Annotated in this window: 11 protein-coding genes and 1 pseudogene; 9 read left to right on the plus strand and 3 right to left on the minus strand. The window is 64.4% G+C overall.

Going from position 1 to position 13,873, the window contains the following annotated elements; translation table 11 throughout:
- Nucleotides 1-3 precede the first annotated feature (3 nt).
- The 9 genes and pseudogenes from VDQ28_RS06825 to VDQ28_RS06865 all read left to right on the plus strand — a co-directional run bounded on the left by VDQ28_RS06825 (nucleotide 4) and on the right by VDQ28_RS06865 (nucleotide 11,475).
- The gene (locus tag VDQ28_RS06825) at nucleotides 4-1,245 is read left to right on the plus strand and encodes a transcription antitermination factor NusB (RefSeq protein ID WP_323035217.1); all 1,242 of its coding nucleotides are present in this window, start codon (nucleotides 4-6) and stop codon (nucleotides 1,243-1,245) included.
- Nucleotides 1,202-3,061, plus strand: coding sequence for a heparinase II/III family protein (locus VDQ28_RS06830; protein WP_323035218.1), 1,860 nt, complete (start codon nucleotides 1,202-1,204; stop codon nucleotides 3,059-3,061). Before VDQ28_RS06825 ends, VDQ28_RS06830 begins: the two co-directional genes overlap by 44 nt.
- A 16-nt stretch (nucleotides 3,062-3,077) precedes the next feature.
- Nucleotides 3,078-4,662 (plus strand): annotated as a pseudogene (gene purH, locus VDQ28_RS06835) (bifunctional phosphoribosylaminoimidazolecarboxamide formyltransferase/IMP cyclohydrolase).
- A gap of 1 nt (nucleotide 4,663) precedes the next feature.
- Nucleotides 4,664-5,155 (plus strand): signal peptidase II, encoded by a 492-nt coding sequence (gene lspA / locus VDQ28_RS06840; RefSeq protein ID WP_323035219.1) that lies wholly within the window; start codon nucleotides 4,664-4,666, stop codon nucleotides 5,153-5,155.
- 34 nt (nucleotides 5,156-5,189) lie between these two features.
- The gene (locus VDQ28_RS06845) at nucleotides 5,190-5,717 is read left to right on the plus strand and encodes a DUF3035 domain-containing protein (protein WP_323035220.1); all 528 of its coding nucleotides are present in this window, start codon (nucleotides 5,190-5,192) and stop codon (nucleotides 5,715-5,717) included.
- 89 nt (nucleotides 5,718-5,806) lie between these two features.
- Nucleotides 5,807-7,141 (plus strand): pitrilysin family protein, encoded by a 1,335-nt coding sequence (locus VDQ28_RS06850; RefSeq protein WP_323035221.1) that lies wholly within the window; start codon nucleotides 5,807-5,809, stop codon nucleotides 7,139-7,141.
- Entirely contained in the window at nucleotides 7,138-8,451 is a 1,314-nt protein-coding gene (locus VDQ28_RS06855; protein WP_323035222.1) for a pitrilysin family protein, read from the plus strand. The genes VDQ28_RS06850 and VDQ28_RS06855 overlap by 4 nt, the downstream gene beginning before the upstream one ends.
- A 40-nt stretch (nucleotides 8,452-8,491) precedes the next feature.
- A complete protein-coding gene (mutL, locus tag VDQ28_RS06860) occupies nucleotides 8,492-10,339 on the plus strand; it encodes a DNA mismatch repair endonuclease MutL (protein ID WP_323035223.1) in 1,848 nt (615 codons plus the stop codon).
- Entirely contained in the window at nucleotides 10,336-11,475 is a 1,140-nt protein-coding gene (locus tag VDQ28_RS06865) for a DNA recombination protein RmuC (RefSeq protein WP_323035224.1), read from the plus strand. Before mutL ends, VDQ28_RS06865 begins: the two co-directional genes overlap by 4 nt.
- 39 nt (nucleotides 11,476-11,514) lie before the next feature.
- Here VDQ28_RS06865 and VDQ28_RS06870 read toward each other — a convergent pair whose 3' ends face one another.
- The 3 genes from VDQ28_RS06870 to VDQ28_RS06880 all read right to left on the minus strand — a co-directional run bounded on the left by VDQ28_RS06870 (nucleotide 11,515) and on the right by VDQ28_RS06880 (nucleotide 13,752).
- A complete protein-coding gene (locus tag VDQ28_RS06870) occupies nucleotides 11,515-12,480 on the minus strand; it encodes a PilZ domain-containing protein (RefSeq protein ID WP_323035225.1) in 966 nt (321 codons plus the stop codon).
- Nucleotides 12,481-12,594: 114 nt separating this feature from the next.
- Nucleotides 12,595-13,233, minus strand: a complete 639-nt coding sequence (locus tag VDQ28_RS06875; protein ID WP_323035226.1) for a ChrR family anti-sigma-E factor — start codon at nucleotides 13,231-13,233, stop codon at nucleotides 12,595-12,597.
- 12 nt (nucleotides 13,234-13,245) lie between these two features.
- Nucleotides 13,246-13,752, minus strand: a complete 507-nt coding sequence (locus tag VDQ28_RS06880; RefSeq protein WP_416349419.1) for a sigma-70 family RNA polymerase sigma factor — start codon at nucleotides 13,750-13,752, stop codon at nucleotides 13,246-13,248.
- Nucleotides 13,753-13,873 lie beyond the last annotated feature (121 nt).

Here is a 13,873-nt window from a genome sequence, read left to right on the forward strand (position 1 = left end):
CCCATGCCGCAGCCTTCACACGCCGATCCGCGCCAGATGGCGGCCCTGCTGGTCGCTGGGGTCGTCTCCGAGGGGCAGATGTTGACCGACATTGTCCTGCCCAATGCCGACCCAGCCACGCGGGCCCGCGCGCAACGTCTCGCCTTGGCGACCCTGCGCAATCTGGGCCGCGCCGATGCCGTGCTGACCCCGCACCTGCGCAAAGCCCCGCCCGAGGGCGTGATGGCCGCGCTGCGCGTGGCCACGGTCGAGATGCTGGAACTGGGTGCACCGCCGCATGGCGTGGTGAATGCGACCGTGACCGCCTTGCGTGCGCAGAAAAAAACCACCCCGCTGGCGGGTATGGCCAACGCGGTTCTGCGCCGCGCATCCGAGTTTGAGGGTTGGCATGATCTGCCGGTGCAGCGTCTTCCCGGCTGGTTGCGGCGCAGACTCAAGGGTGTTTATGGCGAAGAAACCGTCGCCGCCCTTGAGGCCGCGCATAACGCCGCCGCCGCGCTTGACCTGACGTTGAAACCCGGCGCGAAAGATGTGCCTGAAGGCGAAGTGTTGCCAAACGGCTCCGTGCGGCTGGCGGCGGGCGTGCAGGTCAGCGCCCTGCCGGGGTTCGACACTGGCGATTGGTGGATTCAGGATGCCGCCGCGACCCTGCCAGCCACGGTGCTGGCCGCGCAGCCCGGCGAGCGCGTTCTGGATCTCTGCGCTGCACCCGGTGGCAAGACCATGCAACTGGCGGCGGCGGGCGCACAGGTCACCGCGCTGGACATGTCCGGCCCGCGCCTGAAACGGCTGCATGAAAACCTGGCCCGCACCGGCCTGAGCGCCGAGGTGATCACCGCCGATGCGCTGACATGGCAAACCGACGCGCCGTTTGACGCGATCCTGCTCGATGCGCCCTGCTCTGCGACGGGCACCATCCGGCGGCATCCGGACCTGCCCTTTGTGCGCAAACCCGGCGACGTGGCGGAGCTGGTCACGCTGCAAGCGCAGATGCTTGACCACGCGCTGACCTTGCTGAAACCCGGCGGGCGGTTGGTCTATTGCACCTGCTCGTTGCTGCCGGATGAGGGCGAAGCGCAGATCCTCGCCGCCTTGGCCCGACATCCGGCGTTGAAACCCTTGCCCCTGCCGCAAATGCCCTTTGGCCGCGCGACCGAGGATGGCGGCTGGCGCACCCTGCCCGGGGATCTGCCGGGCGGGAATGACGGGTTTTACATGGCGCTTCTTTGCCGCGATCCGCTCTGACGGCGTGACAGCGGCGCGGCTTGGCGCTATTCCCTGCGCAACAGGCAATGAGCAGGGCACAACAATGCAAAAGGGCTGGGCAGCGCGCAAACGGCGGTGGGGCAATCGCCTCGCGGCGCGCGCTTCCCGTTCGGCACCGCCGGCGGGCGGCTTTGTGTCGATGCCCGAACCACGCACCATCGGCTTTTTCGCGCGCGGCAAACAATTGACCGCCGGGAATTTTTTGCTGGCGGGCCATGTTGTCGAGACGCACCAGCCTTGGGACATCGTGCCGCCCTCGCTTGGGTTCGCGGCGGAGTTGCACGGATTTGGCTGGCTCGATCACATGGCCGCGGCGGGCGACCGGGCGGCGCGGCTCACGGCGCAGGGCTGGGTCTCGGACTGGATCGCGCGGTTTGGCATGGGCGACGGGCCGGGCTGGGAGCCGGATATCACCGGGCGGCGCATCCTGCGCTGGATTCAACACGCAATCTTCCTGACCTCGGGTCGCGACGGCGCGGAAAACGCGCCGTTCTTTGCGGTTCTGGGGCGGCAATCCGCTTTTCTGGCCCGTCGCTGGCACAGCGCCGCGCCGGGTTTGCCCAAATTCGAGGCGTTGACCGGTCTGCTCTATGCCGCGCTGTCACTGATTGACATGGAGCGCTATCGCGACGACGCGCTCAAGGCGCTGGCCAAGGCTTGCGCCGATGATATTGCCACCGATGGCGGCATCGCCAGCCGCAACCCCGAGGATCTGCTGGAGGTTTTCACCCTGCTGGCCTGGGCGCAAATGGCGTTGCGTGACGCCGAGCATCCCGTCCCCCCGGCGATAAGCGCGGCCATCAGCCGGATTGCGCCCTGCCTGCGCACGCTGCGCCACGCCGATGGTGGCCTGGCGCGCTTCCAAGGCGGCGGGCGCGGCATGGAGGGGCGTCTGGAACATGCGCTTTCCGTCTCGGGCGTGCCGTTCGGCCCCAAGAACAAACAGGCGATGGGCTATGCCCGCCTGGAAGGCGGGCGCACCACGGTGATCATTGACGCCGCCGTGCCGCCCAGCGCGGACTCTGCCCATGCCGCGCACGCCTCGATGCTGGCGTTCGAACTGACCTCGAACCGCCGCCCGCTGATTGTCAGCAGCGGCTCTGGCATCCCGTTCGGGCCGGAGTGGGAAAAGGCCGGGCGCGCAACCAATTCGCACAGCACGCTGTCAATCGACGGCTTCAGTTCGGCGCGGTTCGGCAAGGCCAGCCGCCCCGAGGATGGCGGCGCGCCGTTGCTCGATGGCCCGAAATCCATCACTCAGCACCGCACCGACGAACGCGACGGTGCCTCGCTTCTGCTCAGCCATGACGGCTATGTCGCGACCCACGGGTTGACCCATGTGCGCACGCTGGACCTTGGCCATGACGGGCGCGTGTTGCTGGGCGAGGATATTCTGGTCGCGCGCGAGCCCGCGCATATCAAACACCTGAATCAGGTGCTCGACGCCGGCAAGCTGCGCGGGATCGGCTATGCGCTGCGGTTCCATCTGCACCCGGACGCCGACCCCTCGCTGGACATGAATGCAACGGCGGTTTCAGTGGCGCTGCCCTCGGGCGAGATCTGGGTGTTTCGCTTTGACGGGCCGGGACGCTTGTCGCTGGAGCCGTCGGTGTTTCTGGAAAAAGGCCGACTCGCCCCGCGCCCCTGCCAGCAAATCGTCATTCGCGCCGCGCTTTTGGCCGAGTCGAGCCAGATCAACTGGACACTCGCCAAAGCGCAGGATACCCCGCTGGCCATCCGCGATATCGGCCGTGACGATGATCTGGCGATGCCGCGCGACATGTTCAAAGACTGAGCCAAGGACTGCTGCCATGACCGACCTCGCCCCCCTGAAACGCGCTCTGCTGTCGGTGTCCGACAAGACCGGGCTGATTGATCTGGGCCGCGCTTTGGCCGAACGGGGCGTTGATCTGGTCTCCACCGGCGGCACCGCCAAGGCCCTGCGCGACGCGGGGCTGGCGGTGCGCGATGTGTCCGACCTGACCGGCTTTCCGGAAATGATGGACGGCCGCGTGAAAACCCTGCACCCGATGGTGCATGGCGGGCTGCTGGCGTTGCGCGACGATGCGGGGCATGGGGCCTCGATGACCGAACACGGGATCGAGGCAATCGACCTCTTGGTGGTCAATCTTTATCCGTTCGAGGCCACCGTGGCGCGCGGCGCGGGTTACGATGAGGCCATCGAGAATATCGACATCGGCGGTCCGGCGATGATCCGCGCGGCGGCCAAGAACCACGGTTTCGTCAGCGTTGTCACCGATCCCGAGGATTACGCGGCGGTCTTGGCCGAACTGGACGCCAACGGCGGCCAGACCACGCTGGCCTTCCGGCAGCGGCTGGCGCAGATCGCCTATGCCCGCACAGGCGCCTATGACGCGGCGGTTTCCACCTGGATGGCGCGGGCGATCGGGCAGGAGACGCCGCGCCGCCGGGTGTTCGCCGGAACCCTCGCGCAAAGCCTGCGCTATGGTGAAAACCCGCACCAGTCGGCCGCGTTTTACACCGATGGCTCGGGCCGCCCCGGCGTGGCAACCGCCACGCAGCATCAGGGCAAGGACCTGTCCTATAACAACATCAACGACACCGACGCCGCGTTTGAACTGGTCAGCGAATTTGACCCGGCCAACGGCCCTGCCTGCGCGATCATCAAACACGCCAACCCCTGCGGCGTGGCCATCGGCGGCACCTTGCTGGAGGCCTATCAGCGCGCGTTTGATTGTGACCGCACCTCGGCCTTTGGTGGGATCGTCGCCTTGAACCAGCGGCTCGACAAAGCCACCGCCGAGGAAATCGTCAAGATTTTCACCGAAGTCATTATCGCGCCGGGGGCCGACGAGGACGCCATTGCGGTGTTCGCGGGCAAGAAAAACCTGCGCCTGCTGACCACCGACCGCCTGGCCGATCCCAGCGCCGATCTGCTGAGTGTGCGGCAGGTTTCGGGCGGGTTTCTGGTGCAGGACAAGGATAACGGACGGGTTGATGACCTGACCGTCGCCACCAAACTGGCCCCCACCGACGCGCAACTGGCCGACATGCGCTTTGCCTGGACCGTCGCCAAACACGTCAAGTCCAACGCCATCGTCTACGTCAAAGACGGCGCGACGGTTGGCGTGGGTGCCGGGCAGATGAGCCGCCTCGACTTCAGCCCTCATCGCCGCCAAAAAGGCCGAGCGCATGGCCGAGGTTCTGGGCCTGCCCGAACCCCTCACCAAAGGTTCGGTCGTGGCCTCGGACGCGTTCTTCCCCTTTGCCGACGGCTTGATGGAGGCGGCGGGCGCGGGGGCTGTGGCGGTCATCCAGCCCGGTGGCTCCATGCGCGATGACGAGGTGATCGCCGCCGCCGATCAGGCCGGACTGGCGATGGTCTTCACCGGTATGCGCCATTTCCGGCACTGATATGAGACTTGCCACCATCATAACCCTCGTGATCCTGGCGCTGGATCAGGCGCTGAAATGGGCCGTGGTCGTCGGCCTGAATCTGGCTGACGTCCTCTATATCGAGGTCCTGCCGCCCTATGTGAACCTGACAATGGCGTGGAATCGCGGCGTGAACTTTGGCCTGTTCGCCGCTGATTCTCTCTGGTTGCGCTTTGTCCTGGTGGCTTTGGCGGTGATTGTCACGGGCTGGGTCTGGTTCTGGGTGAAACGCGATGGCGCACGGCCCATGATGCAGATTGCGCTGGGCTTTTTGGCCGGCGGGGCGCTGGGCAACGCGATTGACCGGCTGGTGTGGGGCGCGGTGGCCGATTTTCTGAATGTTTCGTGCTGCGGCTGGACAAACCCTTGGGCGTTCAACGTCGCCGATATTGCCATCTTTATCGGCGCGTTCGGGCTCATCTTTGCGTCAGGTGGCAAAACGCCCCGTGACGACAGCGCAGGCTTGCGTTAAACAAACCTTGCTTGCGACCATCGGGGAAGCTGAGATGACGCGTTACCAACTGTTTGCTGCGGCCGGGCTTTGCCTGCTTGCCCTGTCTGCCTGTTCGCGCAGTGGGGATATCCCGATTCTGATGAACGCGGCCTCGCATCAGGACGACCCTGACGAGTTTTCGATTGTGCCCACCGGCGCGCTTCAGGCCCCGGCAGATTTTTCCACGCTGCCGCCACCCACGCCGGGCGGAACAAATCTTGTTGACCCCGATCCCCGCGCGCAAGCCGTCGTGGCCCTTGGTGGACGGGTTTCCGCCGAACGCACAAGCGGCATTCCGGCGGCAGATGCCGGTCTGGTCGGCTATGCCGGGCGCGGCGGCGTTTCCGGCGATATCCGCGCCACACTCGCCGCCGAAGATCTGGAACTGCGCCGTGACAACAACCCGCGTTTGCTGGAACGAGCGTTCAACACCAACGTCTACCGTCAGGCCTATGAAGAGCAGCTTCTTGATCCACAGGAAGAGCTGCGTCGCTGGCGTGCGCGCGGTGTGCGGACCCCTGCGGCCCCACCGCAACGCTGATCCGCGCCCATCACTTCTGCGCCAAGTGGCTTGCCGCCACGATAGATCACGGTACATCTGGGTCGAGTCCTGAAACCGGAGCCCTCACGATGTCCTATCCCTTGCGTCTGCTCGCAACTGCCTGCCTCGCGGTTGCGACCAGCCTGACCACGGCCTTCGCCAGCGAACCTCAGCTTTTCTCGTTGGATAATGGTATGCAGGTGGTGGTGATCGAGGACCATCGCGCGCCGGTTGTCGTGCACATGGTCTGGTATCGCGTCGGTGCCGCCGATGACCCGGCCGGGCATTCCGGCATCGCGCATTACCTTGAACACCTGATGTTCAAAGCCACCGACACCTTGGCCGAAGGCGAGTTTTCCGAAACCGTCGAAGCCAATGGCGGCAGCGACAATGCCTTCACCTCGTGGGATTATACCGCCTATTACCAGCGCGTTGCCGCTGATCGCCTGGATCTGATGATGCAGATGGAGGCCGACCGCATGGTCAACCTGCGTCTTGATCAATCGGACTGGTTGCCAGAGCGCGACGTGATCCTGCGCGAACGCGGGCAGACGTTGGAATCCAGCCCCGACCGCGTGTTTGGCGAGCAATTGCGCGCCGCCCTGTTCCAGAACCATCCTTACGGGCGTCCAATCATCGGTTGGCGCCATGAGATCGCCGCGCTGACCGGCGACATTGCCACGGATTTCTACCGCACCCATTACGCCCCCAACAACGCGACCTTGGTGGTTGCGGGGGATGTGAACGCCGATGAGGTGCTGGACCTGGCCCGGCAGTATTATGGCCCCATCCCGGCCGTGGCCGATCTTCCCGACCGCGCGCGCCCGCTTGAGCCACCACAACTGGCCGAGCGTCGCGTGATCATGCGCGATGGGCGTGTCGGTCAGCCGTATGTGAACCGTCTCTATCTGGCCCCGGTCCGTCGCACGGGCGACCAGCGTGAGGCCGCCGCGTTTGAGATGTTGTCCGCTCTGCTTGGTGGCAGCGCGCAAACCTCGGTGCTGGAACGGCGGTTGACCTATGACGAGGGCGTCTCGCTGGTGACATGGGCCGGATACTCGGGCACCGGACTTGATAATGGCACCTTTTCGTTGGGGATCATGCCCGCACAAGGCGTCTCGTTGCAGGAGGCCGAGGATGCGCTGGACCGTGTGCTGGCTGAATTCATCGAAACCGGCGTCGATGCCGAGCAACTGGAGCGCGTCCGAATGCAAGTCCGCGCTCAGTCGATCTATCAGGAGGACAACACCGAGAGCCGGGCGAATTCCATCGGGTCGGATCTGACCGTCGGCCTGACGCTGGCAGACAGCGAATCCTGGATCGACGTGCTGCAATCGGTCACCCCCGAAGAGATCATCAACGCGGCCCGCTCGCTCGATCGCCGTTCGTCGGTCACAGGCTGGCTGATGGGAGAGGACGCATGATGCGCCTGATTTACACCGTCGCACTGGCCCTGGTGCTGGCAACACCGGTTGCCTCGCGCGCCTTGGCCATCGACATCCAAGCCGTGACCTCACCCAACGGGCACGACGCCTGGCTGGTCGAAGAACACTCCATCCCCTTTGTCTCCATCGAGATGATCTTCACCGGCGGCGCCTCAATCGAGCCCGAAGGCCAGGACGGCGTCATCTCGTTGATGACCTCGCTGTTGACCGAAGGCGCCGGCGATCTGGACTCCTTGGGCTATGCCTCGGCGCTGGAGGCTTTGGCGGGCAGCGTCAGTTTCAGCGCCGGGCGCGATCAGGTCAGCCTGTCGATCCGCGCCCTGTCGGAAAATCGCGATCAGGTCATCGACCTTGCGATTCTGGCGCTGACCCAGGCGACATTCGACGCCGACAGCCTTGAACGGGTGCGCGCACAGACCATCGCGTCCCTTGAACGCGCCGCGCGCAACCCCGATACCATCGCCGGGCAGGCCTTTGCCGCCTTGGGCTATGCCGGGCATCCCTATGCCCGCCCGTCGGATGGCACACCCGACACCATCGCCGCCCTGACCCGCGACAATGTGCTTGACGCCCATCGCGCCGCCTTCACATCGGACCTGACCTATATCGCCGCCGCGGGTGACATCACTGCCGCAGAGCTGGGCGAGATCGTGGATCGTCTGTATGCCGATTTGCCGCCCGCCAGCGTCCCGTTGCCCGAGTACCGCAGTTTCTCGGCTGATCCGGGCGTGACAGTCATCGACCACCCCAGCCCGCAATCGGTGATCCAGTTCGGCCACGGCGGCATCCATTGGGACGACGATGATTTCATGGCCGCCTATATCATGAACACCATCTTTGGCGGCGGCGGGTTTGGTTCGCGCTTGATGGAGGAAATCCGCGAAGCACGCGGCCTGACCTACGGCATCTACACCTCGCTGGCCTCGAACCGGTTTGGCGACAGCTACGTCGGCCAGTTTTCCACCGCCAATGAAACCGCCGCCGAAGCCATCGCCTTGGTGCGCGAGCAATTCGACTGGCTGGCGAATGGCGGCATCACGCAAGAGGATCTGGAACGAGTGCAGACCTATCTGACCGGGGCCTATCCGCTGCGCTTTGATGGGAACGAATCAATTGCCAATATTCTTGCGTCGATGCAATTCCAGTCCTTCCCGCTGAACTATGTGAATATCCGCAATGATCTGGTCCGCGCCGTCACGCTTGAGGATATTCAACGCGTTGCCACCCGCTTGGCACAGCCTGAGGCGTTGCATTTCGTGGTGGTCGGGCAGCCTGTCGGCCTCGACTGATTGCTTTAATACGGGCGGGTGACATGCTATGGCTAGTGGCATGCAAGCAACCCGACCCAACATAAGCCAACCTCGTGCCGTGATTCGTCAGCTCGACGAAACCGCCGCCAACCGAATTGCGGCGGGTGAGGTGGTGGAGCGTCCCGCCTCGGCGGTCAAGGAACTGGTGGAAAACGCGCTCGATGCCGGGGCCACGCGCATCCGCGTCGATTACGCGGGCGGCGGCAAGACCCTGATTCGCGTCAGCGATGATGGCTGCGGCATGAGCGGCGCGGATCTGCCCTTGGCCATGTCCCGGCACGCGACCTCGAAAATCGACGGCTCGGACCTGTTGAACATCCACACTTTCGGCTTTCGCGGCGAGGCTTTGCCCTCGTTGGGCGCGGTCGGTCGCCTGACCATCACCAGCCGCACCAAAGACGATGACGGCGCGGAAATCGCGGTGACCGCCGGCAAGATCAGCCCGGTGCGCCCCGCCGCGCTGAACACCGGCACCACCGTTGAATTGCGCGATCTGTTCTTTGCCACGCCCGCCCGGCTGAAATTCATGCGCACCGACCGCGCCGAGGCGCAGGCGATTGCCGACACGCTGAAACGGTTGGCGATGGCCGAGCCTTATGTCGGCTTCACGCTGACCGATATCGACGCAGAGCGCACGGTCCTGCAACTCGATAGCGAGCAAGGCGCGTTGTTCGACGCGCTCGAGGCCCGGTTGGCGCAGATCATGGGCCGCGAGTTCACTGACAACGCCCTGCGCCTGAACACCGAGCGCGAGGGTGTGCGCCTGTCTGGTTACGCCGCCTTGCCGACCTATTCGCGCGGCTCGTCGGTGGCGCAATACCTGTTCGTCAATGGCCGCCCGGTGCGTGACAAGATGCTGTACGGCGCCCTGCGCGCCGCCTATGCCGATGTGCTGGCCCGCGACCGCCACCCCGCTGCCGCGCTTTTCATCGACTGCGACCCGGAACTGGTGGACGTCAATGTCCACCCCGCCAAGGCCGAGGTGCACTTTCGTGACCCCGGCATCGTGCGCGGTCTGGTGGTGTCCGGCATCCGCCACGCTTTGGCCGAGGCCGGGCACCGCGCCTCGGGCACCGTTGCCGCCGCCACCCTTGGGGCGATGCGGCCAGAACCCAGCGGCCCGCGTATCTGGCAAATGGATTACGCCAGCCGCCCCAGTTTTAGCGCGATGCAAACGGCCTATGCCGCGCAATCTCCGCTGCATGACGCCGACGGGGTGATTGACTATGCCATGGCCGAGGCTCCCGCCCCCTTCGCCCGCATTGAACCCGAATCCGGCCCGACCGACGCACCCTTGGGCGCGGCCCGCGCGCAGGTGCATGAGAATTACATCATCGCCCAGACCAGCGACGGCATCGTCATCGTCGATCAGCACGCCGCCCACGAACGGCTGGTGTATGAGCGGCTGAAACGCCAGATGGCCGAACGCGGCATCGCCGCGCAGGCCCTGTTGATCCCCGAGATCGTGCCGCTGTCGCAGGGTGACGCCCAGCGCCTGCTGGAGCACGCCGACTCGCTGGAAAAGCTGGGCCTGGTGATCGAACCCTTTGGCGGTGACGCCATCGCGGTGCGCGAAACCCCCGCCGAATTGGGCACCGTGAACGCGCGCAAACTGGTGCTGGATATCCTCGATGAACTGGCCGATCTGGGGCAATCGGGCACGCTGGGGTCACGCCTTGATGCGGTGCTCAGCCGCATGGCCTGCCACGGCTCGATCCGGTCGGGCCGTCAGATGCGCGGCGAGGAAATGAACGCCCTGCTGCGCGAGATGGAGGCCACGCCGCTGTCAGGCCAATGCAACCACGGGCGGCCCACCTATGTCGAACTGAAACTCAGCGACATTGAAAAGCTGTTCGGCCGGCGATGACAACGCAATTTGACCTGACCGACCCGCTGATCCTGGGCGGGATCGCCGCCGCCGCGCTGGCCGTGGTGCTGCTGATCATCCTGAACGCGACGCTGAAAGCCGCGCGTGTGGTGCAGCCGTTGACCTGGCAGATGAACCAGTTGGGCCAGCGGGTGCAGGCGCTGTCCGACGGGCAACAGCATCTGTCGGGCGGTTTGCATCATGTGTCCGAGGCGCAGGCCAAGGCGCAGGGCCAGATGATCCAGATGGTCGAACAACGGCTGGCCGAGGTCTCGGACCTGATGGCGCAGTCGCTGCAAGGCAATGCGGTGCGCACCGCGCGCAGCCTTGGCGATCTGCACGCGCGGCTAGAGGCCATCGACAAAGCGCAGGCGAATATCGAGAAACTGTCCGGTAACGTTCTGTCCTTGCAGGATATTCTGTCGAACAAACAGACCCGTGGCGCGTTTGGGGAAATCCAGTTGCATGACATCGTGCAGCGCGCGCTGCCCTCGGATGCGTATACGATGCAGGCGACGCTCTCGAACGGGAAACGCGCCGATTGCATCGTGCATCTGCCCAAACCACCCGGCGCGATTGCCATTGACGCGAAATTTCCGCTGGAGGCCTATGAAGCCCTGCGCAAGGCGTCAAACGACGCGGAAACCACCGAAGCGCGTCGCCTGATGCGCGTGGCTCTGCGCCATCATATCCGGGCAATCGCGGAGAAATACATCATCCAGGGTGAAACGGCGGATGGTGCGCTGATGTTCCTGCCGTCCGAGGCGGTCTATGCGGAACTGCATGCAAATTATCCCGAGATCGTGCGCGAGGGGTTCACGGCGCGGGTCTGGATCGTGTCGCCGACCACCTGCATGGCGACGCTGAACACCATGCGCGCGGTGCTGAAAGACGCGCGCATGCGCGAGCAAGCCGGTGCGATCCGCCGCGAGTTGGGCGAGCTTTACAAAGACATCGAACGGCTGGGCGTGCGGGTTGAAAACCTCGACCGGCACTTCGCGCAAGCCGCCAAGGATGTCTCGGAAATCCGTATTTCTGCCGACAAAGCCGGGCGGCGTGCGCGGCGGCTGGATAATTTCGACTTCGAGGAATTGGCCGGGGATCCCGCGCCGCCCGTCATTCCGACGCAGGATTAAGCCCGGGTCAGGGGCGCGCCACGGCAAAGGCCTGACGCGCTAGGGCATGGGCCGACGAACCTTTGTCGCTTTTAGCGAAATCGCCGTCGCCAGGTGTTTGTCACAGGTCAGGTGGCACCCGGCGAAAAAACACGAGGTTGAGGTTTTCTCGATGCCGGACTCTTCAAGCGTGGCAAAATTCGTACTCAGGACGCGTTCAAGCTCCTCGTGGCTCAGGGCCTTCCGAAACGCCGCGCCAGCGTAGAACTTGTTTTCCCAGATGATCTTGGCGTCTGCCGTCAGGCCCGCGAAATGAAGGCTGACCCACCCCATCTCAACAGGCTTTCCTTCCGCGGCCTCAAACCGCAGACCACCGCGGCTGATGTCGATGGTCCGGGTTACCGTGCATTGTTCGCCGTAGATGACATGCAGCGGAATGCTGCACAGATGCCGGATGTTTTTGCGCCTGAACCGTTTGAACAAAACGGCCAGAGATACGAGCAGCGACAAGGCCGCGCATATGACGAGGTAGACCTGTACCGAGGAGACATGCTCAACGATCCGCGACCAGGTTCTGCTGACGGAGCCGGGGCGGCGCACCGAGGTCAAGGCCTCTGTCGAGGCGGCGCTGTGCAGTGATGGCACGCAGCCAAAGACTTCGCCAACCATGGACAGATCCTCAAGGATCACCGACAGCGCCGAAAACGACATCGCACCCAGCGCGGTGTCTTGTTGCGGAGTCGCTGCGGCGCGGCGCAAGTCCCGCGCCGTTCTGGAAAGGACGCGATTGATACGGACCAGGTCCGGGGTCGAAAAAATGACCAGGTTTGCGCTGAGTCCCGACGAGAGCACGCCAAGCGTTTCGATCATGCCCGCCGGATCGGCCACAGAGTGCGCCGCGCGCGAGCCGCTGTGAATCAGTGTCAGATCCTCAACACCTGCGCAGATTTTATCGACCCGCGCGTTGGCCGCCGTTGCCGCGACGGTCAACACACAGACCAGCATCACAGTGGTCAGTTTCCACAACGCCCTTACTCCTCAAGTTCTCGCCAGACTCCGGCATCAGGACTAAGGAGTGGTAAAACTTGAGGAAAGATTTCCCGGAAATACATCCAATTGGAGCATTGACCCGGTTTTGGCCTAGATTTTCACGAACGGCTGAAGCAGCCGCGGGATCAGGCTGCTGAACCGCAACGGCGCGTCCGTCACGGCCAGACAAATGCAATCCGGGCCGGGTTCTGCGGTTGGCGTGTGGGTCACGTCCTCGTTGGCAATCTCGATATCGCCGCGCGTAAACCGCCCGCCTTCATCGGCAAAAGCCCCTTGCAGCACCAGGGTCAGCTCCAACCCGCCGTGGCTGTGGTCGGGCACCGCCGTTCCGCCGGGAATGCGCAACAGGCGGGCCGAGGCCCCTTTGGAGGTCGGCAGGATCGCCTGTTTCACGCCGCCGCCGATGGAGCGCCAACGCACGGCCTCCAGATCGCCGCCGACGTAATCCTGCAACGGCGCCGGAAAAATCCCGCGTTTGGTGGGGGCTGTGTGCTGCACCGGCGCGGCATTGCGAATCCGGGCCATCGTGGCACTCAGGCTGTTCTCGGCCAGAGTCTCCCTGTCGCAATGGTCCATCATCGCGCCGCCAACGGCATCAAAGCTTTCCATCCGTGCGCGGCACTCGTCACACAGCGAAATATGCGTGGCGACGGCCAGATTATGCGCCTCGGGCAATTGCCCGGCGGAATAGGCCATCAGCAATGAATCGGTCAGATGATGCTGTATCATCGCGTCTCTTTCTCAGGTCATGGCCTGGCGAAGTTTCGTGATCGCCAGCCGAATGCGGGATTTGATCGTGCCAAGCGGCAAGCCGGTGATCTGGGCAATCTCGGAATGGCTGAGATCGCCGAAATAGGCCTGTTCGATCAACGCCCTTTGTTCATGTGGCAGGGTGGCCAAAGCCTCGCCCAGCTTGTCGGTTTCCTCTTGCAGGACCAGCGCATCCGCCTGATCGCGCTCGGGTTCCGGGCCCCAGGGCAGATCCTCGGGCTCGGGCCGCCGGTCGCGGCGCAACAGGTCGATGCGCCGGTTGCGCGCGATGGTGAAAATCCACGTCGAGACATTGGCCCGGCTTGGATCGAACATCCCCGCCTTGCGCCAGACCGTCGCCATGACGTCCTGCGCGCAATCCTCGGCCACCGCCGCCGTCGCGCCGGATTTCATCAGGAAGCCTTTGATGCGCGGCGCAAAATGCGCGAACAATGCGGCGAATGCGGCTTCGTCCTGCCGATCGGCAATCGCCTGCATCTGCGCAATGAACCGTGTCTTGTCGTCGTCCTGTGCCAAGTTGGCCTGTCCCCGGTTCATAGGCTGCGGCTCTGGCCCGCGCATCACGCGTGCGGCCACAGGGTTCATTCTCAAGGGTTCG

The sequence above is a fragment of the Pararhodobacter sp. genome, assembly GCF_034676545.1.
Taxonomy (GTDB): domain Bacteria; phylum Pseudomonadota; class Alphaproteobacteria; order Rhodobacterales; family Rhodobacteraceae; genus Pararhodobacter.

What these genes read in the sequence shown, in the direction of transcription:
- VDQ28_RS06825 (WP_323035217.1), top strand. Translation starts at nt 4, where the DNA reads ATGCCGCAGCCTTCACACGCCGATCCGCGCCAGATGGCGGCCCTGCTG.
- VDQ28_RS06830 (WP_323035218.1), top strand. Translation starts at nt 1,202, where the DNA reads ATGACGGGTTTTACATGGCGCTTCTTTGCCGCGATCCGCTCTGACGGC.
- lspA (WP_323035219.1), top strand. Translation starts at nt 4,664, where the DNA reads ATGAGACTTGCCACCATCATAACCCTCGTGATCCTGGCGCTGGATCAG.
- VDQ28_RS06845 (WP_323035220.1), top strand. Translation starts at nt 5,190, where the DNA reads ATGACGCGTTACCAACTGTTTGCTGCGGCCGGGCTTTGCCTGCTTGCC.
- VDQ28_RS06850 (WP_323035221.1), top strand. Translation starts at nt 5,807, where the DNA reads ATGTCCTATCCCTTGCGTCTGCTCGCAACTGCCTGCCTCGCGGTTGCG.
- VDQ28_RS06855 (WP_323035222.1), top strand. Translation starts at nt 7,138, where the DNA reads ATGATGCGCCTGATTTACACCGTCGCACTGGCCCTGGTGCTGGCAACA.
- mutL (WP_323035223.1), top strand. Translation starts at nt 8,492, where the DNA reads ATGCAAGCAACCCGACCCAACATAAGCCAACCTCGTGCCGTGATTCGT.
- VDQ28_RS06865 (WP_323035224.1), top strand. Translation starts at nt 10,336, where the DNA reads ATGACAACGCAATTTGACCTGACCGACCCGCTGATCCTGGGCGGGATC.
- VDQ28_RS06875 (WP_323035226.1), bottom strand. Translation starts at nt 13,233, where the DNA reads ATGATACAGCATCATCTGACCGATTCATTGCTGATGGCCTATTCCGCC.
- VDQ28_RS06880 (WP_416349419.1), bottom strand. Translation starts at nt 13,752, where the DNA reads ATGCAGGCGATTGCCGATCGGCAGGACGAAGCCGCATTCGCCGCATTG.